Source organism: Kitasatospora sp. NPDC048545 (genome assembly GCF_040651155.1).
Lineage (GTDB): Bacteria > Actinomycetota > Actinomycetes > Streptomycetales > Streptomycetaceae > Kitasatospora.
This window is the reverse complement of record NZ_JBEZIQ010000008.1, coordinates 134812-155395: the sequence shown is the minus strand read 5'-3', so window position 1 is coordinate 155395 and position 20584 is coordinate 134812. Positions and strand designations below refer to the sequence as shown.

General features: G+C 73.0%; 17 protein-coding genes. 9 read left to right on the top strand and 8 right to left on the bottom strand.

Annotated elements, in window-relative coordinates; all coding sequences use genetic code 11:
• The first annotated feature begins 45 nt into the window (after positions 1–45).
• Together AB0D10_RS10820 and AB0D10_RS10815 are read left to right on the top strand one after the other, a co-directional pair.
• The gene (locus tag AB0D10_RS10820; RefSeq protein ID WP_360254119.1) at positions 46–573 is read left to right on the top strand and encodes a hypothetical protein; all 528 of its coding nucleotides are present in this window, start codon (positions 46–48) and stop codon (positions 571–573) included.
• Positions 574–944: 371 nt separating this feature from the next.
• Entirely contained in the window at positions 945–1628 is a 684-nt protein-coding gene (locus tag AB0D10_RS10815) for a hypothetical protein (RefSeq protein ID WP_360254117.1), read from the top strand.
• 19 nt (positions 1629–1647) lie between these two features.
• Here AB0D10_RS10815 and AB0D10_RS10810 read toward each other — a convergent pair whose 3' ends face one another.
• Positions 1648–3273 carry an MDR family MFS transporter gene (locus AB0D10_RS10810; protein ID WP_360254115.1) on the bottom strand — a complete coding sequence of 542 codons (1626 nt, stop codon included), beginning with the start codon at positions 3271–3273 and terminating at the stop codon, positions 1648–1650.
• Positions 3274–3301: 28 nt separating this feature from the next.
• Complete coding sequence (locus AB0D10_RS10805; RefSeq protein WP_360254113.1) at positions 3302–3895, bottom strand: NAD(P)H-dependent oxidoreductase; 594 nt, start codon at positions 3893–3895, stop codon at positions 3302–3304.
• Between the two features lie 176 nt (positions 3896–4071).
• Here AB0D10_RS10805 and AB0D10_RS10800 point away from each other — a divergent pair, with 176 nt between their 5' ends.
• Positions 4072–4824 (top strand): TetR/AcrR family transcriptional regulator, encoded by a 753-nt coding sequence (locus AB0D10_RS10800; protein ID WP_360254111.1) that lies wholly within the window; start codon positions 4072–4074, stop codon positions 4822–4824.
• Between the two features lie 62 nt (positions 4825–4886).
• Here the strand turns inward: AB0D10_RS10800 and AB0D10_RS10795 are convergent, their stop codons facing one another.
• Positions 4887–5753, bottom strand: coding sequence for an EamA family transporter (locus AB0D10_RS10795; RefSeq protein ID WP_360254109.1), 867 nt, complete (start codon positions 5751–5753; stop codon positions 4887–4889).
• Positions 5754–6085: 332 nt separating this feature from the next.
• The gene (locus tag AB0D10_RS10790) at positions 6086–6520 is read right to left on the bottom strand and encodes an ATP-binding protein (protein ID WP_360254107.1); all 435 of its coding nucleotides are present in this window, start codon (positions 6518–6520) and stop codon (positions 6086–6088) included.
• A 160-nt stretch (positions 6521–6680) separates the two neighbouring features.
• On the opposite strand from AB0D10_RS10790, the gene AB0D10_RS10785 reads away from it, so the two are divergent.
• The 3 genes from AB0D10_RS10785 to AB0D10_RS10775 all read left to right on the top strand — a co-directional run bounded on the left by AB0D10_RS10785 (position 6681) and on the right by AB0D10_RS10775 (position 8779).
• Positions 6681–7493 carry a helix-turn-helix transcriptional regulator gene (locus AB0D10_RS10785; protein WP_360254105.1) on the top strand — a complete coding sequence of 271 codons (813 nt, stop codon included), beginning with the start codon at positions 6681–6683 and terminating at the stop codon, positions 7491–7493.
• Positions 7490–7690 carry a DUF397 domain-containing protein gene (locus AB0D10_RS10780; protein ID WP_360254103.1) on the top strand — a complete coding sequence of 67 codons (201 nt, stop codon included), beginning with the start codon at positions 7490–7492 and terminating at the stop codon, positions 7688–7690. Before AB0D10_RS10785 ends, AB0D10_RS10780 begins: the two co-directional genes overlap by 4 nt.
• A 213-nt stretch (positions 7691–7903) precedes the next feature.
• Complete coding sequence (locus AB0D10_RS10775) at positions 7904–8779, top strand: hypothetical protein (protein WP_360254101.1); 876 nt, start codon at positions 7904–7906, stop codon at positions 8777–8779.
• A 252-nt stretch (positions 8780–9031) separates the two neighbouring features.
• Here AB0D10_RS10775 and AB0D10_RS10770 read toward each other — a convergent pair whose 3' ends face one another.
• From AB0D10_RS10770 to AB0D10_RS10755, 4 genes are all read right to left on the bottom strand, one after another.
• Complete coding sequence (locus AB0D10_RS10770; protein ID WP_360254099.1) at positions 9032–9577, bottom strand: ATP-binding protein; 546 nt, start codon at positions 9575–9577, stop codon at positions 9032–9034.
• 151 nt (positions 9578–9728) lie between these two features.
• A complete protein-coding gene (locus tag AB0D10_RS10765; protein ID WP_360254097.1) occupies positions 9729–10955 on the bottom strand; it encodes an Ig-like domain-containing protein in 1227 nt (408 codons plus the stop codon).
• Between the two features lie 244 nt (positions 10956–11199).
• Positions 11200–12459, bottom strand: coding sequence for an Ig-like domain-containing protein (locus tag AB0D10_RS10760; protein WP_360254095.1), 1260 nt, complete (start codon positions 12457–12459; stop codon positions 11200–11202).
• Between the two features lie 252 nt (positions 12460–12711).
• A complete protein-coding gene (locus tag AB0D10_RS10755; RefSeq protein ID WP_360254093.1) occupies positions 12712–13956 on the bottom strand; it encodes an Ig-like domain-containing protein in 1245 nt (414 codons plus the stop codon).
• 283 nt (positions 13957–14239) lie between these two features.
• Here AB0D10_RS10755 and glgX point away from each other — a divergent pair, with 283 nt between their 5' ends.
• The 3 genes from glgX (at position 14240) to AB0D10_RS10740 (ending at position 20469) form a co-directional block, all read left to right on the top strand.
• Positions 14240–16459 (top strand): glycogen debranching protein GlgX, encoded by a 2220-nt coding sequence (gene glgX / locus AB0D10_RS10750; protein WP_360254091.1) that lies wholly within the window; start codon positions 14240–14242, stop codon positions 16457–16459.
• A 273-nt stretch (positions 16460–16732) separates the two neighbouring features.
• Positions 16733–18625 (top strand): ABC transporter ATP-binding protein, encoded by a 1893-nt coding sequence (locus AB0D10_RS10745; protein WP_360254090.1) that lies wholly within the window; start codon positions 16733–16735, stop codon positions 18623–18625.
• The gene (locus tag AB0D10_RS10740; protein ID WP_360254088.1) at positions 18622–20469 is read left to right on the top strand and encodes an ABC transporter ATP-binding protein; all 1848 of its coding nucleotides are present in this window, start codon (positions 18622–18624) and stop codon (positions 20467–20469) included. Before AB0D10_RS10745 ends, AB0D10_RS10740 begins: the two co-directional genes overlap by 4 nt.
• Positions 20470–20584 lie beyond the last annotated feature (115 nt).

The window sequence follows — 20584 nt, the reverse complement described above, 5'->3', positions numbered from 1 at the left end:
ACCAGGGCGGGGGAGTTCGGGATCGAAACGAGCGAGGAGCAGCACGTGCAGCACGACGAGGAGAGCACTCCCCCGGCACCGGCGCCCGGCGGGGTGTCGATCGGCGCGATGACCGGCGGTGCCGTCGCCACCGGGCCCGGTGCCCGCGCGGAGGACCGGTCGCAGCGGGCCGGGGTGCCCGGCCCGCTGCCCGACGTGAGCGGCGTGACGGTGCCCGCCCCGGCGCCCGGCGGCGTCTCGATCGGCGCGATGACCGGCGGGGCGGTCGCCACCGGCGAGGACGCGACGGCCGTCGACGCCTCGGTCCGCCTCGACGCCTCCGGCCGCGAACTGCTCGCCGCCGTCCGCGAGTTGAGCGGACACCTGCCGATGTTCACCCGGGTCGAGGGCAACGGCGTGGCCGAGGTGGAACAGGAGCTGGACGCCGTCGGCACCGCCCTCGAACAGACCGGCACCGCCCCGCGCACCCGGTTGGAACGCCTCCGCGACCTCCTGCGGAGCTCGGCCACGGCAGTGTCCGGGCTTGCCTCGGCGCTGGCGGTCGTGCAGGCGATCGAGCAGTTCCTGCCCTGAGCGGAGTCGCCGGTCGACGAGCAGCGGGCGACAAGCACCGGGTGGCAGGGACCCGGGCCGCAGGCACCGGGTGGCAGGCGGGCATCGGGTGTCGGGTATCGGGCACCAGGGGAGACGGGGGAGCGGGAATGGCGGGCACGTACTGGGACAAGAACCGGCAGCAGTGGGTTACCCGGCCGCCGGCGGGCCGGGAGGCTCCGCCGACTCCCTCGTCGCCGACGACGCCCCCACCCCCGTCGTTCCCGCCTCCGTCGTTCCCGCCCTCGTCTCCGCTTCCGCCTCCGCCTCCGGGTGAACCCCCGCTGATCACGGCACCGCGCGGCCCCCGGCCCGGGCGTCCGCCGACGCCCGGGGCCCGACGGCGCCGGCGGGTGCTGGTGGCCGCCCTCGCCGGGGTGCTCCTCGGCGCACTCGCGGGCGGCGGCAGGTATCTCCTGACCCGGCACGAGGACGGGGGCGGGCCGGCCACCGCGGCGACCCCGCCGGGCACCCCGGCGACCACCGCCCCCGGCTCCGGGTCCGCCTCGGCCGCTCCGTCCCCCGCGGCCACGGAGTCCCCCTCCCCCGCGCCCACCTCCCCGGCGCCCGCGCCGCCCCCCACCGGGCCGCACCTCAACCGGGTCCAGGACCCGAACGGATTCACCCTCCTCGTCCCGGACGGATGGCAGCGGGAGGAGAAGAACAACTCCACGTTCTACCGGACCCCGGACCGGCACAGCCTGGTCCAGGTGTACTCGATGGACGCCAAGCCCCCGTACGAGATGGCCGCCGCCACCGACGCCGACCTGGTCGGGTCGAACCTGCCGGGCTACCGCCGCATCCGGCTGGAGCAGACCGCCGGCGACACCGCCGAACTGGAGTACGCCTACGACAACGCCGAGACCGGCACCCGCCGGCGAGCCGTCGACCACATCCTCGTCGGCCCGGACGGCGTCGCCTACTCGATCATCGTGGCCGGCCCCGAGGACGACTGGCCCGCCCTGCTCCAGGGCCTCCGGGAGGCGGAGCTCACCGGCTTCTGCTTCACCGCCCGGTGCCCCGCGGGCACCGGCTGACCCGGGACGCCCGAGGGGGCTACGCCGCCCCCACCCGGGCCCCGCCCCCGCCGCCGGCCGGGTCGGCGTCCTCCGCCGTCGGCTGCGGGCGGGCCAGACAGGCCACCGCGGTCGCCACCGCCGCCAGGGCCGCACCGCCCGCCACCGCGCCGTGCAGGCCCGCCGTCACGGCCGTGCCGACGGCGTCGCGGGTGGCGGCGCTCAGGCCCGCCAGCGCGGCCGGGGTGAGGTGGCCGCCACCGGTGAGGGCGGCGGCGTCGGCCGGGCCGAGGTGCCGGGTGAGCGAGCCGGTCAGGCGGGCCGTGTAGACCGCGCCGAGGCCGGCCATGCCGAGGGAGCCGCCGATGCTGCGGAGCAGGGTGACCACGCCCATCGCGGCGCCCATGTCCCGACGGGGCACGGCGCCCATCGAGGTCAGCAGGGTGCTCTGCATCAGCAGGCCGAGGCCGGTCCCGGCGACGGCGGTCAGGCCGGAGGCGAGCGCGACCGGGGTGTCGGTGCCGAGGAGCAGCAGCAGCGCCGACCCGGCGAGCACCAGCGCCCCGCCCAGCAGCGGGTAACGCCGCTCGCCGCCCGGCCGGGCCATCACCCGCCCGGTCACCAGTTGGGCGCCCATCATGCCGAGCATCAGCGGCAGCAGGAGCAGGCCGCCGGTGGTGGGCGAGGCGCCTTGGACGAGCTGCAGGTACTGCGGCAGGCAGCCGATCAGGGCGAGCATCACCGCGCCGGTGAGGAGGCCGAGGACCTGGGCCACCGTGAAGTTGCGGCTGCGGAACAGCCCGGGCGGGACCAGCGGCCCGGCGGCGCGCCGCTCGACCCCGGCGAACCAGCCGAGCGCCACCACCGCCACCGCGGCCGTCCCGAGGATCCAGGGGGACGTCCAGGCGTACGTGGTGCCGCCCCAGCTGCCGACCAGGGTGAGCGCGAGGATGCCGGTGGTCAGCAGGACGACCCCGGCCAGGTCGAAGGGTGCCCGCACGCGGTCGGTCCGCAGCCGCACCCCGACGCCCACCGCGAGCAGCGCGAACAGCCCGACCGGCAGGTTGACGTAGAACGCCCAGCGCCAGCTGAGCCGGTCGGTGAGGAATCCGCCGAGCAGCGGCCCGCCCACGAAGGCGACCGGCATCAGCACGCCGATCACCGACTGCGTCCGCCCCCGGTCGGACGCCGGCACGAGCACCCCGATCACCGAGAGCGCGCCGACCATCAGTCCGCCCGCACCGACCCCCTGCAGGGCCCGGAAGGCGATCAGCTCACCCATCCCCCGCGCCAGCCCGGACAGGACCGAGCCGGCCAGGAACACCACCACCGCCCACTGGTAGGCGCCCTTGCGGCCGTACAGGTCGCCGAGCCGGCCCCAGAGCGGGGTGGCGGCGGCGGAGGTGAGCAGGTAGGCGGTGACCACCCAGGAGAGGTGCGCCAGTCCGCCGAGGTCGCCGACGATGGTCGGCAGCGCGGTGCCGACGATCTGCCCGTCGAGGGCCGAGAGGAAGAAGCCGAGCATCAGCCCGATCACGCCGAGCAGCGGCGGCTTGGTCTGCTCCTCGGCGGCCGGCTCCGGCCCCGGCCCCGATCCGGGGTCCGTGCTCCTGCCCGCGCCTGCGTCCGTGTCCGTGTCCGTGTCCGTGTCCGTGTCCGTGGTCATGGTCGTCCACCCCCTGCTGCCGGCCGGCTCAGGCCGCGAACGGGCGGGCCTGCCGGGCGTCGCGCAGCGCGTGCGCCCACCAGGCCAGTTGGTCGAGCATGGTCTTGGCGGCGGCGTCGGCGGCCGGGTCGAGGGCCTTGCCGTCGGCGTCGAAGCACTGGGCGGCGCCGTGGAAGCTGACCGTGTTGCGGATCGTCGCCGCGTTCAGCTCGGCCAGGACCACCCGCAGCTGCTCGACGGCCCGGAGGCCGCCGGAGAGGCCGCCGTAGGAGACGAAGGCGACCGGCTTGCCGTGCCACTGCCGGTTGTGCCAGTCGATGGCGTTCTTCAGCGGGGCCGGGAAGCTGTGGTTGTACTCGGGGGTGACGATCACGAAGGCGTCGGCGGCCTCCAGCCGGGGGGACACGGCGGCCAGCAGGTCGGCGTCGCCCGGGGGCAGTTCGCCGCCGAAGGACGGGAAGGCGGTCGGCAGTGGGGTCTCCACCAGGTCGACCAGGTCGACGGCCGCGTCGCCGCGGGCGTCGAGGTGGCCGAGCAGCCAGTCGGCGACGACCGGACCGAAGCGGCCGTCGCGGGTGCTGCCGACGATGACCGCGATCTTCAGGTGCTGCTCCGTGGACATGGGGGTCCCCCTTCGGGATGCGATGGACGGCACGCCGATGTGTACGGCGTATTTGACAGATACAACGTACACACCGGCGCGTACATCGTCCACCATGGATACGTCGTACACTCCAGATACGCCGTACACGCCGAAGTGGTACGGTGGGACCGCCCCAGACGGAAGGAGCCCGCCCCGTGCCCGCTCAGCAGGCCCCCGCCGGGGACACCCCCGCCGACGACGACAAGCCCCAGGTCTCGCTCTGGGAGCGCCTCGCCCGCCCGGCCCCCGCGCCGCGCACCACGCTGACCCCACAGCGGATCGCCGAGGCCGCGGTCGCCCTCGCCGACGCCGAGGGCCTGGACGCCGTCACCATGCGCCGCCTGGCCGGCGCGCTCGGCGTCGCCCCGATGGCCGCCTACCGGTACGTCTCCGGCAAGGACGAACTCATCGAGCTGATGGTCGACTTCGTGTACGGCCGGCTCCCCCTGGACGAACCGGCCGACGACTGGCGGGACGCCATGCGCTCACTGGCCGTGCACCTGCGGGCGATGCACCTGGCGCACCCGTGGAGCGTCCGGGCAGCCACCCCGTTCGCCCTCGGTCCCAACCAACTCGCCGTCCCGGAACGCGCGTTCGCGGTACTGGCCGAGCACGGCCTGGACGCCGACACCACGATGGCGGTCTTCCGCACCGTCACCGGCTACGTGCACGGCTCGGTCGCCGCCGAGGTCACCCTGGAGAACCTCCGCCGCGAGCGCGGCTGGTCCGACGGCGACCAGACCCGGGCCGGACTCGCCCCCCGGATGAGCTGGCTGATGAGCACCGGCCGCTACCCCAGCTACCAGCGCTACCTGCACGAGGCCACCCGCAAGGACGACGCCGACTGGCAGTTCGGGACCGGCCTCGACTGCGTCCTCGACGGCATCGCCGCCCACTTCGGCATCTGAGGCCCGGCCGGGCACCGGCACGGGAGGTCGGACCGCCCGGCCTCCCGCGCACCGGCGGCCACTCAGCCCCGGCGGCGGGCCGGGAGCGCGAGGCAGGCCAGCCCACCGGCCAGGACGGCGAGACCGCACCAGGAGACGGCGGGGAGCCGCTCCCCCAGTGCCGCGACGCCCAGCACGGCGGCGACGGCCGGCTCGGCGAGGGTCAGCGTGGTGGCCGTCTGCGCGCTGGCGTGCCGCAGGCCGTAGCCGAACATCCGGTACGCGAGGTAGGTGGTGACCACGGCGAGGTGCAGCACGACCCCCGCGCCCCGCACCGAGAGCAGCCACCCGACCGGCCCCAGGAGCAGGACCGGCAGCACCAGCAGCGCCGCTCCGCCGAACATCGCCCCCATCACCCCGCCGGACGGGCGCCCCGCCGCGATCAGCCGCCCGCCGATCAGCGAGTACACGGCGTACGAGAGCCCGGAGAGCGCCGCCAGCAGCACCCCGAGGGCGTCCACCGCCGCACCGCCGCCGGAGAGTTCGGGCCCCAGCACCAGCACCGCGCAGCCGAGCACGGCCGCTGCGGTGGCCACGGCCCACCGGCCTCCCGGCCGCCCCTGCCGGGCGAGCAGACCGAGCAGCCCGGTGAACACCGGTGCGCTGCCCAGCGCGATCACCGTCGCCACCGCCACCCCGGTCCGGTTCACCGCCGGGTAGAAGGTGAGCGGGTAGCCGGCCACCGCGACCGCGCCGAGCGCGAGCAGCCGGCGCTCGTGCGGCCCGCACATCCGGGGCAGTTCCCGGGCGGAGCGGTCGGACAGGAACAGCAGCAGCCCGCCGAGCACCAGCCCGGCGGCCCCGACCCCGGCCGCCGGGGTGCCCGCGGGCACCAGCGAAGCGGCGGTCCCGGTGGTGCCCCAGAGGAGGGCGGCGGTCAGGATGGGCACCGCGCCGCCGAGCGAGCGGGCGCGTCGGGGAGCCGTGGGAACGGAACGGGTAGGCGAAGACAAACGATTCGGCACAGTCGTGAACTTCCGTCGTCGAAGACCATCAGGGGAGCTGGTTTCGGAACGGACGCACGCCGCAACCCCTGGCGGCCTCACCAGGCCGAGCCGGGGACGAAGGGATCAAGCCACCTACGCGCGCGCCCGATCAGGCGCTGAGCGGTGGCAGCACGACGTGCCAGTACAGGTTCACGGGCCCGATGCTACCCGGGCGGAAGACGGTGCCGCGCGAGACATCGGCCGGGCCGACTTCCCGCGCGGTCGGCGAACCGTGCTCAGTCGTGCGGGTTGGCCGGCACGGGAAGGTCGAGTTCGCACCACGTGGTCTTGCCGATGAAGCCCTCGCCGCGCGGGTGGGCACCCCAGGAGGTGGCGAGGGCTGCGACGAGTTCGAGGCCTCGGCCGGACTCGTCGTCGAGGGCTGCCCGGCGAAGGGCCGGGAGCTCGGGGCTCGCGTCGGAGACCTCGATGCGGAGCACGGAGCAGGTGGGGAGAAGGAGGCGGACGCCGATGAGCCGGTCGCGCGGGGTGCGGGCGTGGCGACAGGCGTTGGTGACGAGTTCGCTCAGGAGGATCAGGGCGATCTCGGTGGACTCGATCGGCACCTCCCACCTGAAGGCCTGCCGCAGCAGACGGAGACGGGCACGGCCGGCGCTGCGGGGGAGTCGGGGGAACATCCACTCGACGGCATCGACGGGCTGAGTGATCATCGGAGTCCTTGGGGGTGTACGGAAGGCTTCACTCACAAGGGCTGAGTTCGGCCGTTTCACCCTTCAAGAGTCGGGAGCCGGACCTACCCTCAGTAGTCACACCGTTGGTACAGCGTGAGAGTCGACCGCTGGATGACCAGGGACGATGAGGGGGTTCGGGATGACCACGCCGAAGCAGAACCCGATGGCCTGGAAGTACTGCGGCGATCAGGTCAAGCGGTGGCGGGAGCAGGCCGGGGTCACGCGCGAGCAGTTGTGCCAGGCGGCGAGCTACGACTACGAGAGCGTGCGGTCGATGGAGGCGGGGAGGCGGAAGCCGTCGCTCAAGTTGCTTCAGGTGGCAGATGAGTTGTGCAACGCGAGGGGTATGTTGCTGGGGGCAGCCGACTTCCTGAAGCCGGAGAAGTTCCCTTCCTACTCGCAGGGTTACACAGATGCCGAGAGCCGAGCGATCGCAATTCAGTGGTACGAAGGGCTGCTCATCCCCGGCCTGCTCCAAACCGAGGAGTACGCCCGAGAGCTACTGAGCCACAGCTGCCCGCCACTGGATGACGAGACGGTCGATGCGCGAGTAGCTGCACGGCTCCAGCGCCAGGAGAAGCTGAATCGCTCACTGACGGTGATGTTCGGCTTCGTCATCTATGAAGCCGCGCTTCGATCGATGGTCGGAGGGCGGGCTTGCATGAAGCGCCAGCTCCACCACCTACTGGAGGTCGGCAAGTTGCGGAACGTGTCGGTACAGGTGCTGCCTGTCGGACGCGGCGCCTACCAAGGACTCGGCGGCTCTCTCATCCTGCTGGAGTCACCCGAGCACGATCACTTCGCGTACATCGAAGGGCAGGAAACCGGGGTGCTCTACGCCGACCCAGACAAGGTAAGCGTCCTGGCGCGCCGCCATGGAATGATCAGCCAGCAGGCTCTCAGCGCTGAGGGCTCAGCGGATTTCGTCAGAAAGGTAGCGGAGGAGCTTTGAGCGACCAACCTGAGTGGTTCAAGTCCAGCTACAGCAACGATCAAGGCGGCGCCTGCGTCGAGATCGCCCCTTCCCCCGCCGCCATTCGCGTCCGGGACTCCAAGGACAAGGCCGGCCCGACCCTCGCCTTCTCCCCCGAGGCGTGGTCCGCCTTCGTCGCCTTCGCCGCCGAAGCTCAAGCCGCCGAGTCCGAGTGATCCCTTGGTGGAATGGGTGGGCAACCACCTTCCAACCACCCCTGCACGCAGCAGATATGACTAATCGTCGCCAGTTCACCACGGCCCGTCGCGCCGTGTAGCGTGCCCACTGACGAATCAACCCCCGACCGGTGCGGGAACACCGAGCGGGGGTCTGACCACCCCGATCGACAAGGACTCGATCCTGTGGCTGCCCACGACTCTACCTTCCCCATGGCCTCGCCCGGATACGGCAAGCAGTCCGCCCCGGGGCAACTTGCTCCGGCTGCCGATGACTTCGCAAACCTCCCGGTCCGCGAGGCGTACCTCGCCGGCCTGATCGACCACCTCCCCGACGGCGCCGCCATGGACGTCAAGACGCTCGCCGCCTATCAGCCCCTCTTCGGGCAGATGGCGGTCCGTACGGCCCTCAACAGGCTCTCCGCCGCAGGCCACCTGCGCCGCGTCCGCGAGCGCGTGAACGCCGACCGTCCTCAGTGGGTGTTCCGCACCTACTTCTCCCGGACGCCTCGCAGCGACGCCTGGTGGAACCACTTCCTCGCCACCGGCGAGGCACGCGAGTCAACGGAAGACGCACCCGATCCCCCGGAGGAGCGAAACGCCACCGCGCCCTCCCCGGCGTCCCCCGCCTACGCCGCCCTCGCCGGCCTCGGCGTCGCGGACACCCGTCTCGCCCTCTCCGCCGCCGACTGTGCCGCCCTCGAACCGCTCGCCGCCGAGTGGCTGGCCCGGGACGCCACCCTCGCCCTCTTCACGGCGGCCCTCACCGCAGGGCTGCCGACGCCGGTCCACAGTCCGGTGGCCTTCACCCGCCGTCGCCTGCTCGACAAGATGCCCCCGGAACGCCCGGCGCCGACCGCCCGGGCCACCCGCATCCCCGAGTGCACCGAGTGCCGCACCCCGTGCCGTACTCAGGCCCTCCTGGGCGGCCTCTGCAGCGCCTGCCGCTCCCCCGGCGGCATCAATCGGGCGGCACCGCCTCCGTCCCGCCTCTCCCCCGTCGCGGTCCACCGCCACGCTGCCCGGATCCGCGCGGAACTGAGGACGGCCGCGCCGGGGATCATGAATATTCACAGGTATCAGCGTTAACCTATGCAAAATCCAAAGGTGAACTAGGTTACAAACCTTGGATTCCCAGTCACCCGGTTTGCCCACATGCTGAGATTCGTGCAATAGTCAAGGCATCGAACTTCGGCGGGCCCGACCTGGCACTGCCGACGCCCATCGCGCGGCACGCACCCCCTTGGCCGACGCGATGACTTGCACGGGCCCCCACCCGCCGGACCACGGCGAATTCGGGGGCCCTGCGCGTATCCGGGGGCAAGCCCCGGACAGCACGCCTCAGTGCCGCTCGCGCACCTTGAGCTCGAACCAGACTCCCTTGCCCCGCGGCAGCAGGTCCGCACCCCAGCGGTCGGAGAGGTCGTCGACGATCTTCAGCCCGCGGCCCCGCTCGTTCACCGGCCTCGGCTCGGCCAGGATCATGCAGGGCAGCGCCCGGGAGGAGTCCCGGACCTCGACCCGCAGCCAGCCCGGCTTGCGGCTGACGTGCAGGCCGATGGTGCGGCCGGCGGCGTGCCGCACCGCGTTGGCCACCAGCTCGCCGGTGAGCAACTCACCCGCCTCCAGGTGCTGGTGGAGGTCCCAGGACTCCAGGACGGACAGCACCAGCCGACGGGCGACCGGGCCCGACTCCGGCCGGGACGGCAGCCGCACCTCGCTCGGCGCGGACTGGTCGCGCAGTCTGCCGGAGTACATCTCCTCCAGCTCCTCGGAGCTGAGCCGTTCCAGCGCCGAGAGCGCTCCCTGGACGTCGATCCAGGACGCCTCGGCGACCCGGCCGACCCCGAGAGCTGATGACTGATCTGTTTCGCCCCAACCCGCCATGCGGACCATCATTGCGGAACGCAAGCAGCCGCGTACGGACAATGAGCAAACGATCTCCCCCGAGTCGGCATATGCCGGGTGCAAGGAAAGGTCGACCCGGGCGACGTGACCGTCAAGCCCGGGTTGACTCCAACGTGTTGCTACCAGGCGTTTACCAGGCGCTCCACGGCACGTTCCAGCCACTCAGGCCGTTGTCCGGCGCCAGGGTCTCCTTCTTGATGGAGTTCTTGACGATCACCACGTCCCCGACGATCGAGCTGTCGTAGAACTTGCCCATCGAGGTGGAGTCGCCGCCGCCCTCGGCGTCCTTGAGGCCGACGCAGCCGTGGCTGACGTTGTCGCCGCCGAAAATGCTGTTCCTGGCCCACCAGTTGCCGTGCACGTACGTGCCGGAGGTGGTGAGCCGCATCGAGTGCGGCACCTGGAGGTCGTAGGGCGCGCCGGTCATGCCGGGCAGGGTGCTGGACTGCATCCGCACCGTGCCCTCCTTGGACATGACGACCATGGTGCCGTTCCAGGTGGGGTGGTCGTCCGAACCGGAGGTGATGTTGATCTCGGAGTTCTGGCCGTCCCCGCGCGCGACGGTCATCTTGTGCGCCGCGGCGTCAACCGTCGAGATCTGGGATCGCCCGATCGTGAAGGGCTCGTCCCGGTCCGAGCCGCCGTAGACGCCCGGAGCGATCTCCACGCTCTTCAGCCGGTAGTGCACGTTCACCTTGGTGCCCGGCTTCCAGTAGCCCTCGGGGCGGAAGTCCACCCGGCGGTCGCCGAACCAGTGGCCCTTCACCACGGTGCCGTTGTCGGTCTCGAAGGTGATGCCCTTGGCGACCGCTTCCTTGTTCTTGACGTCCTTGGTGAACTCCACCGAGACGATCATGCCGACGCCGTACGTCGCGTTGTTGTCGACATTGTCGGAAGCCTTGGCCTGGGCCTCCGGCGTCAGCGTGGTGAAGCTGCTGTCCGCCGTGGCGACCGTGCCGTCGGCGTCCGCGGCCATCGCGCTGACCTGGTAGGCCGTGCCCACCGCGAGGGCGGCCGACGGCGTCCACGAGGAGCCGTCGGCGGCGATGGTGCCGGCCACCTCCTTGCCCGACTTGTCGCTCACCTTGACGGTGGTGAGCCTGCCGCCCGTCGCGCCGACCTTCAGCGCGTTCGGTGCCACGTCCACCGAGCCGGCCTTGGGCTCGATGCTCACGGCCGCCTTCGAGACCTTCGGCGCCGCGCCGGTGGGTGCCGCCGCGGGCTTGGAGGCGCCGGCGCCGGCCCCCAGGTCGGCCTTGGCCGCGCTGCCGTCCCCGCCGCCACCGCCGCAGGCGGCCGTCAGCGCCATCGCCCCGCCGACCAGGCCCGCGGTCACCACTCTGCGTATCGACCTCACGCCGATCCCCTCCTCGGACATCCCCGAACTCCCCGGAACTCCCCGTGGATCCGCGACGGACCTGCGACGGACCTGCGACGGACCCGGCCGGGCGCGAGCACCCGGCCACCGGAAAGGTTGCGCCATGCGCGGGGCTCCTCGCCCCGAAAACCGGAGCGGCCCGACCCCAACGGGTGAGGATCGGACCGCTCCGTGAGAACTCACCGGAGCGCCCGGACTGACCGGGCCGACCTCCGGGTAGGGCCTACCAGTTGGCCCAGGCCAGGTTCCAGCCGCCGAGCCCGTTGTCGGGGGCGACGGTCTTCTCCTTGCTGTTCACGATCTTGACGACGTCGCCGACCATCGAGTCGTTGAAGAACTTGCCCGCCACCGAGCTGTCGCTGCCGCCCTTGACGTCCTGCATCGACACGCAGCCGTGGCTGGCGTTGGTCTTGCCGAACGGGCTGGCCCAGTAGTTGCCGTGCACGAAGGTGCCGGAGGTGGTCAGCCGCATCGCGTGCGGCACGTCCTGGATGTCGTACTCGCCGCCGAGACCGACGGTCTGCGAGTTCATCCGGGTGACCTTCTCCTTGGACATGATCACCATGGCCCCGCTCCAGGACGGCGTGGCGTCCGCGCCCAGGGTGACCGGCACGGTGGTGGTCTGGCCGCCCCGCTCGATGGTCATCTGGTGGGACTTGGCGTCCGCGGTGGCGACCTGCGAGCGGCCGATGGTGAACGGCTCGTCCTTGTCCACGTCGCCGTAGACACCCGGGGCGACCTCGACGTTCTTCAGCCGGTACTTGACGGTCACCTTGGTGTCCGGCGCCCAGTACTGCTCCGGGCGGAAGTCCACCCGCTTGTCGCCGAACCAGTGCCCCTTGACCACGGTGCCGTTGTTGGTCTCGAAGCTGATGCCCTGGACGACGGCGTCCTTGTTCTTGACCGGCTTGTTGAACTCCACCGAGACGATCATGCCGACGCCGTAGGTGGCGCCGTCGCTGATGTTGTCGTTGGTGGAGATCTTCTTGTCCGGCGTCAGGGTGGTGAACGAGGTGGTGGACGCGGCCACCAGGCCCTCGGCGTCCTTGGCCTGCGCGTTCACCTTGTACGCCATGCCGACGGTGAGCGCCGCCGCCGGCTTCCAGCCGCTGCCGTCCGGGGTGATCGCACCCGTGACCGGCTTGCCGTCCTTGTCGGTCACCTCGACCGTCGTGAGCTTGCCGTTGGCGACGGACACCTGCAGCCCGGAGGGCTGGACGTCCTGCGCGCCGTCCTTCGGCTCGACGGAGATCACCGCCGCCGAGGTCTTGGGCGTCCCCGAACCGCCCGAACCGCCCGCGTCCGCCGAGGCCGACGTGCCGACCGCGTTGCCGCCGCCGGAGCCCCCCGAGCCGCCGCCCTTGTCGTCGTTGCACGCCGCGGTGAGCAGCAGCACCCCGCCCATGACCAACGCCATCGCCCCCCTGCGCCCGTAGCGGCTGGTGGTACGTATCGCGGCGCCGGCCGTCTTACCCGTCTTCACGGTTTGTCCCCTCCCGGTATCCACTCTCTTGACGCGTTGAGTGCCCCCATGAGTTGCACCGGGCGCCGATCTTTCGCGCCGGACTGCGGACGCGTCGGAGCAGGATAACCGGGCCGTTCGAACGGATTTGCAGGGGTGTCGAACAGAACCGGGTGAAGCCGGGGTGAACCGGGCGTGAAGGGTGGCCCGGGGGGGGCGGGGCGCTGCCGGGGGTGTCCCGGGGAGTGCCGGCGGCCAGGTCCTGTCCGGGGCCTAGTGCAGCGCGCCGCCGGCCACCCACTGGTCCCAGGGCAGGTTCCAGCCGTTCAGCCCGTTCTGCGGCGGCACGAGGTCCCCGGTCGAGGCCCGCACCTCCACCACGTCCCCCGGGACGGTGTGCTCGAACAGCCAGCCCGCCGGGGTGTCCTTGCTGGTGCCGCCCTTGGCGTCGACCAGGCCGATGCAGCCGTGGCTGGTGTTGGCGGTGCCGAACGCCGCCGGGTTCGCCCAGTAGTTGCCGTGCAGGAAGGTGCCGGAGGTGGTCAGCCGCATCGCGTGCGGGACGTCCTTGATGTCGTACTCGTCGCCCATGCCGACGGTCTGCGAGTTCATCCGGGTCACCTGGTACTTCTCCGACACCACCATCACCCCCCGGTAGGTGGAGTGCTCGGGACTGCCCCCGGAGACCTTGAGCACCCGGACCACCCTGCCGCCCTGGCCCGCCCGGACGGTCAGGGTGTGCGCGTCCAGGTCCACGGTGGAGACCTGGGCCCGGCCGACGGTGAAGCGCAGGTCCCGGTTCTGGGTGCCGAACTCGCCCGGCGCGCCCTGGACGTCCTTCAGCCGCAGCGCCACCGAGACCCTGGTGCCGGCCGTCCAGTACTGCCGCGGGCGGAAGTCCAGCCGCTGGTTGCCGAACCAGTGCGCGGCCACCGGCACCGGCGGGTCGGCGGTGACCCGGACGGCCCGCTCCACCGCCGCCCGGTCGGCGATCGGACGGCTGAAGCGCAGCGAGACCGGCATGCCGACGCCGACCGTGGAGCCGTCCTCCGGGGTGAAGAAGGCGACGAAGGTGTGCGCCCGGGCCACCGTCGAGAAGTCCGAGTGCTGGGCGGCCCGCTGGCCGTCGTCGTCCTCGGCGACGGCGTCCAGGGTGAACGCGGTGCCCAGCGGCAGCGGCCCGTCGGGCGCCCAGCCGGCACCGTCCGGGGCGATCGATCCGGGCACCTCCGTGCCCTTGGCGTCGGCCAGCCGGACCGACACCAGCCGGCCCTGCGCGGCGCTCACCCGCACCGCGCCCTCCGGCTGCACGTCCACTGCGCCGTCGACCGGCAGCGCGGTGACGACCGCCCGGGACGGCGGCGGGGGCGCGGTGTACGCCCCGGACCCCTCCCCCGCCTCCACCGCGTCCCCGGGCGGCCCCGCCGGGGACGCCCCGCCACCACACCCCGTGAGGACCGCCAGGCAGCAGGCCACCGCCGCCGCGCCCCGCGCCCACACCCGTCCTCGGCGCCGCATCCCGGGGCCTCCCCACCGTTCGTGTCCGACGTCCGGAACAACGACGGCCGCAGACGGGGAGACACGCACGCCGGCACGGAACGCCCGCACCCCGGGCGCGCGGGGCGACGGGCCGTGCGCCCGCCCCGCCCCGCACCCGCCCTCCCGGGAGCCCCCGCCCCCGGGCCCGCCCCCCTGCCCGCCATCCGCCGGTAAGCCCCCGTTCAGCGGCTTCCGATCTGCGCAATCCGGGAATGAGGAAGTGAACGGGGTCCGGGACACCCCGCCCAGGGAGGGTACGGCCATGGCGTCAGGTCAGGAGCTGGAAGCCGGGGTACGGCCGGACGGCGGCCCGCACACCGCCGAGCCACCGCGGCCCGGCAGCTGGCAGCCACTCGGCTCCCGCTTCCACACCGACCGGCTCGGCCACCGCGGCACCAACTTCGCGCTCTGGGCGGCCGGCGCCGAGGCCGTCGAGCTGTGTCTCTTCGACGAGGACGGCCGGGAGAGCCGGCACCGCCTCGGCGAACAGGACTTCCAGATCTGGCACGGCTTCCTGCCCGGTGTCGGCCCCGGCACCCGCTACGGCTTCCGGGTGCACGGCCGGTGGGACCCGTGGACCGGCGCCCGCTGGAATCCGGCCAAGCTGCTGCTGGACCCGTACGCCCGCGCCGTGGACGGCTGTTACACCTCGCACGACGCCGCCTGCGCCGCCGTCCGCAACTGGCCGGAGGCGGACGTCGCCGACACCGTGCGGGACAACCGCGACTCCGCCCCGTACGTGCCCAGGGCCGTGGTCGTCCACGACGACGACGACTGGTACGACGACCACCGCCCCAAGACGCCGTGGGCCGAGACGGTGCTCTACGAACTGCACGTGCGCGGCTTCACCATGCGCCACCCCGACATCCCCCCGCACCTGCGCGGCACCTACGCCGGCCTCGCCCACCCCGCCGCGATCGCCCACCTCACCCGCCTCGGGGTGACCGCCGTCGAGCTGCTGCCGGTCCACCAGTACGCCAGCGAGGACCACCTGCAGGCCCGCGGCCTGGTCAACTACTGGGGCTACAACACGGTCGGCTACTTCGCCCCGCACGCCGGCTACTCCTCCGCCGGCTCGCGCGGCGGCCAGGTCGGCGAGTTCAAGCGGATGGTCCGCGCCCTGCACGCCGCCGGGATCGAGGTGATCCTGGACGTGGTGTTCAACCACACCGCCGAGGGCGGCGCACTCGGCCCGATGCTGTCGCTGCGCGGCATCGACAACGCCGCCTACTACCGCCTCCCACCGAACCGCCCGCGCGGCTACGCCGACTACACCGGCTGCGGCAACACCCTGGACACCCGCCACCCGCAGGTGATCCGGCTGGTCACCGACTCGCTGCGCTACTGGGTCGCCGAGATGGGCGTGGACGGCTTCCGCTTCGACCTCGCCGCCGCCCTCGCCCGCGGCGGCCCCGCCGGCGACGGCGTGGACATGGACCACCCCTTCCTCACCGCCGTCGCCCAGGACCCGCTGCTCAGCCGCGTGAAGCTGATCGCCGAACCCTGGGACGTCGGCCCGGGCGGCTACCAGGTCGGCGGCTTCCCCCCGCTGTGGGCCGAGTGGAACGACAAGTACCGCGACACCGTACGGGACTTCTGGCGCGGCGCCCGCCCGGACGTGCGCGAGCTCGGCTACCGCCTGTCCGGCTCCTCCGACCTCTACCAGCGCGGCGGCCGGCGCCCGTACGCCTCCGTGAACTACGTGACCGCGCACGACGGTTTCACCCTGCGCGACCTGGTCTCCTACGACCGCAAGCACAACGAGGCCAACGGCGAGGCCAACCGGGACGGCACCGAGGACAACCGCTCCTGGAACCACGGCGCCGAGGGCGAGACCACCGACGGCGCGGTCAACGCGCTGCGGCTGCGCCAACTGCGCAACCTGACGGCCACCCTGCTGCTCTCCGCCGGCGTCCCGATGCTCACCGCCGGGGACGAACTGGGCCGCACCCAGGGCGGCAACAACAACGCCTACTGCCAGGACAACGAGGTCAGCTGGCTGGACTGGTCGCTGCTGGCGGAGCCCGGCTGGCGTGAGCTGTGCGACCTGACCGCCCGGCTGGTCCGGCTGCGCCGCGCCCACCCGGTGCTGCGGCAGCGGGCGTTCTTCTCCGGCCGGGCCGCCACCCCCGGCGGCCAGCCCGACCTGGCCTGGTTCACTCCGCTGGGCAAGGAGATGACCGAGGCCGACTGGTTCGCGCCGACCGCCTGCCTCGGCATGCTGCTGTCCGGCACCGCGATGTCCGAACGGGACGACGCCGGACGGCCGTTGCGGGACGACAGCTTCCTGCTGCTGCTCAACGCGGGCCACCGGGCCACGGCGTTCACCCTGCCCGGCGAGCCCTGGGCGGCGCCGGAGGCCGCCTACGAGACGGTGATCGACACGGCCGACGCGGGCGCGGGCGGACCGCACCCGCAGGGCATCGTCGTCCTGGACGGGCGCTCGCTGCACCTGCTGCGCGCGCCCGCCCCGGGCGCCTGACCCGGGCCAGGGCCCGGGGTGGGTTCGGTCTCGACCGTCATGTCGGCACTCCTGTCACTCAGGCGTCGACGGGCGTCCCCCCGGGGATTCCATCGGCCGATCGGCCGGGGCTCGCAAGAGGCGCCCAGCGCACTCCTCCCTGCACGAACCGACGCGCACGCCCCGCCGATCGCCTCCGCGCCGCCCGCCGGAGTGGCCGGTTCTCACCCGCGACGCCGACAGGGGCGAAAAACCGGATGAGAAGTGACGGTCTCTCTGCCTACCCTCACCGCGATGGCCGAGAACCGACATGACACCGACAACCCGCCCGTCGACGGGACCGGCCGGGCCGACGATCCCGACGGATCCGACGTACCCGGCGCAGCCACGACAGCCACCACAGCCACCGGCCCGACGACCGGACCGCGCCGTTCCACGGTCCGCTCACTGCTGCGCCTGTGGCCGTACGCGCGCGCCGTCCGCGGCCGGCTGGCCGTCTCGGTGACCGCCGCCACGCTCGGCATGCTGAGCACGCTCGCCGTCCCGGTGATCCTCGGCCGGATCGTGGACGGCCCGCTCGCCACGCACGACCTGACCGCCCTGTGGCCCCTGGCCGGCCTGCTGCTGGTCGTGGGCCTCTTCGAGGCCGGACTGTTCTACACCCGCCGGGTGGTGCTGGCCCGCCCGCTCGCCGGGCTGGAGACGGCGATGCGCGGGGACCTCTTCGCCAAGCTCCAGCGGCTGCCGGTCTCCTTCCACGACCGCTGGGGCTCCGGCCAGCTGCTCTCCCGGGCGACCGCCGACATGTACACCATGCGGCTGTTCCTGGCCTTCCCGCTGGTCTTCCTGGTCGTCAACTCGGTGATGTTCCTCGCCGGCACGGTGGTGATGTTCACCCAGGACTGGCGGCTCGCGCTGATCGCCCTGGTGCCCGTCGTCCCGCTGTTCCTGATCACCCGGAGCTTCGAGTCCGGCTACTCCGGCGCCTCCCGCCTCGCCCAGGACCAGAACGGCGACCTCGCCACCGTGGTCGAGGAGTCGGTCCTCGGCATCCGGATCCTCAAGGCCTTCGGCCGCCACCGCTCGATGGCCGAACGCTTCCGGGCCCTCGCCCAGGAGCTGCGCCGCACCGAGCTGCGCAAGGCCCACCTGCTCGCCGAGCTCTGGGCCGTCATCATCGGCCTGCCGGAGCTCGCCCTCGGCTGCGCCCTCGCCGCCGGCGCCTACCTGGTCGCCCACGACGAGCTGAGCGCCGGCACCCTGGTCGCCTTCCTGTCCACCGCGCTCGCGCTGCGCTGGCCGGTCGAGTCGCTCGGCTGGCTGCTCGCCTACGCCAACGAGGCCGCCACCGCCACCGACCGCTTCTTCGAGGTGCTGGACGAGCCGGACACCCCGGACCCGGGCACCGCCACCGGGCTCGCCGCCCCCGACGGCATCCGCTTCACCGGCGTCCGCTTCCGCTACCCCGACGCCCCCGGGGACAGCCCCGACCTGCTGGCCGGCATCGACCTGCACGTCCGCAGCGGCGAGACGATGGCCCTGGTCGGCGCCACCGGCAGCGGCAAGACCACGCTCACCGCACTGCTCCCCCGGCTGTACGAGGCCACCGCCGGCACCATCACGCTGGACGGCCGGGACGTCCGCGACCTGCCCCGGGAGCGGCTGCGCGAACTCGTCGCGGTCGCCTTCGAGGAGCCCACCCTGTTCTCCGCCACCGTCCGGGAGAACGTCCTGATGGGCGCCCCGGGCGCGAGCGGGAGGCAACTGGACTCCGCCCTCGCCACCGCCCAGGCCGGCTTCGTGGACAAGCTCCCCGAAGGTGCGGACACCGAGGTCGGCGAGCAGGGCCTGAGCCTGTCCGGCGGCCAGCGCCAGCGCCTCGCGCTGGCCCGCGCGGTGGTCGGCGACCCGGCCTTCCTGGTGCTGGACGACCCGCTCTCCGCCCTGGACGTGCACACCGAGGCCCTGGTGGAGCGGGCGCTGCGCGAGGTCCTCGGCACCACCACCGCCCTGGTGGTCGCCCACCGCCCCAGCACCGTGCTGCTCGCCGACCGGGTCGCGGTCCTGGCGGACGGCCGGATCGAGGCCGTCGGCACCCACCAGGAGCTGCTGCGCGACTGCGCGCACTACCGCGAACTGATGTCCGGCGAGGCCGCCCTCGTGCCCGAAGGAAGTGCAGCCCCGTGACCACGACCGCCGAACCCACGCAGGCCGGTCCCGTCCGGCCCACCGGCGAGGAACCGCCCCCGCCCCCGGCCGACGAGGAGGACATCCCCGTCCCGCCCGGTGCGCCCCGGGCGCTGCTGCGCTCGCTGCTCGGCCCGCGCCGGGCCCGGATCGCCGTCGCGATGGTGGTGATCCTGGTCCAGCAGGCCGCGCTGCAGTCCGGCCCGCTGCTGGTCGCGGTGACGATGGACCGCGCCGTCCCGGCGCTGCGCGCGCACGACTCGGGCCCGCTGATCGCGGTGATCGCCGCATACCTCTTCTGCGCCCTGCTCAGCCCGGTGCTGCAGTGGGTGTTCATCAAGATCAGCGCCCGGGTCAACCAGGACATCCTGCTGGAGCTGCGCGGCCGGATCTTCCGGCACGCCCAGCGGCTGAGCCTGGACTTCCACGAGCGCTACACCTCGGGCCGGATCATCTCCCGCGCCACCAGCGACATCGACGCGCTGCGCGAACTGCTCTCCGAGGGTCTGCAGGAGCTGCTGACCGTCCTCCTGTCGGTCTGCTACATCTCGGTGCTGCTGATGGTGCTGGACTGGCGGCTCGGCCTGGTCTCGCTGGTGTCCGCCGTGCCGCTGGCACTGATCGCCCGGTCCTTCCGCAGCCGCTCGCGCCGGGTCTACCGTCGCTCCCGCACCTCGGCCGCCTCGCTGATCGTCCGGTTCACCGAGACGATGAACGGCATCCGCCCGGTGCAGGCCTTCCGCCGCGAGGAGGCCAACGACACGGCGTTCGCCGTGGTCAACCGCCAGTCCGCCACCGCGACCGCGGACGGCCTGCTGGAGATCGCCCGCTACGTCGGCCTCTCCCGGGCCACCGCCAACCTGTGGATCACCGGCGTGGTGCTGTTCGGCGCCTACCTGGCCGTCGAGGACGCGCTGGAGCTGGGCGTGCTCACCGCCTTCGTGCTCTACCTGCGCCGGCTCTACGACCCGATCGACCAGCTGGCGATGTTCCTGAACAGCTACCAGTCGGCCGCCGCGGCGCTGGAGAAGATCGCCGGACTGCTCGCCCACGAGCCGAGCGTAGCGGAGCCCGCCGAGCCGAAGGAGCTGCCCCGGACGGCCGGCCGGGGCCGGGAGGTCTCCTTCGAGCGGACCCGCTTCGCCTACCGCACCGGCAAGGAGGTGCTGCCGCCCTTCGACCTGCTGGTCCCGGCCGGGCAGACGGTCGCGGTGGTCGGCGCGACCGGCGCGGGCAAGTCGACGGTCGCCAAGCTGCTGGCCCGCTTCTACGACCCGACCGACGGCCGGATCCGGCTGGACGGCGTGGACCTGCGCGAGCTGGCCACCCCCGAGCTGCGGCGCGCGGTGGTGATGGTGACCCAGGAGTCCTTCCTGTTCTCCGGCACCGTCGCCGAGAACATCGCGATCGGCCGCACCGGCGCCGGCCGCGAGGAGGTCGAGCGGGCCGCCCGCGACATCGGCGCGTACGAGTTCATCGCGGCGCTGCCGGACGGCTTCGACACCGACGTGCGCAAGCGCGGCGGCCGGATCTCGGCCGGCCAGCGCCAGCTGGTGGCCTTCGCCCGCGCCCTGCTGGCCGACCCGGCAGTGCTGATCCTGGACGAGGCGACCAGTTCCCTGGACGTTCCGGGCGAGCAGGCCGTCCAGCGGGCGATGCGCACGGTGCTGGCCGGCCGGACGGCGGTGATCATCGCGCACCGGCTCTCCACCGTGGAGATCGCCGACCGCGTCCTGGTGATGGACCAGGGCCGGATCGTGGAGGACGGCTCCCCGCGGGAGCTGATCGACGGCTCCGGCCGCTTCGCCGCGCTCCACCGGGCCTGGCGGGACAGCCTGGTCTAGGTCCGGGCGGGGCCGGCGCCCCGCCCCACGAATGTGCCCGACCGGGTGCGCCGTCACGCACCCGGCCGGGCCGCCCTCCCCCTGAACGGCCGGACGACCGCCGTCCGCGGCGGTC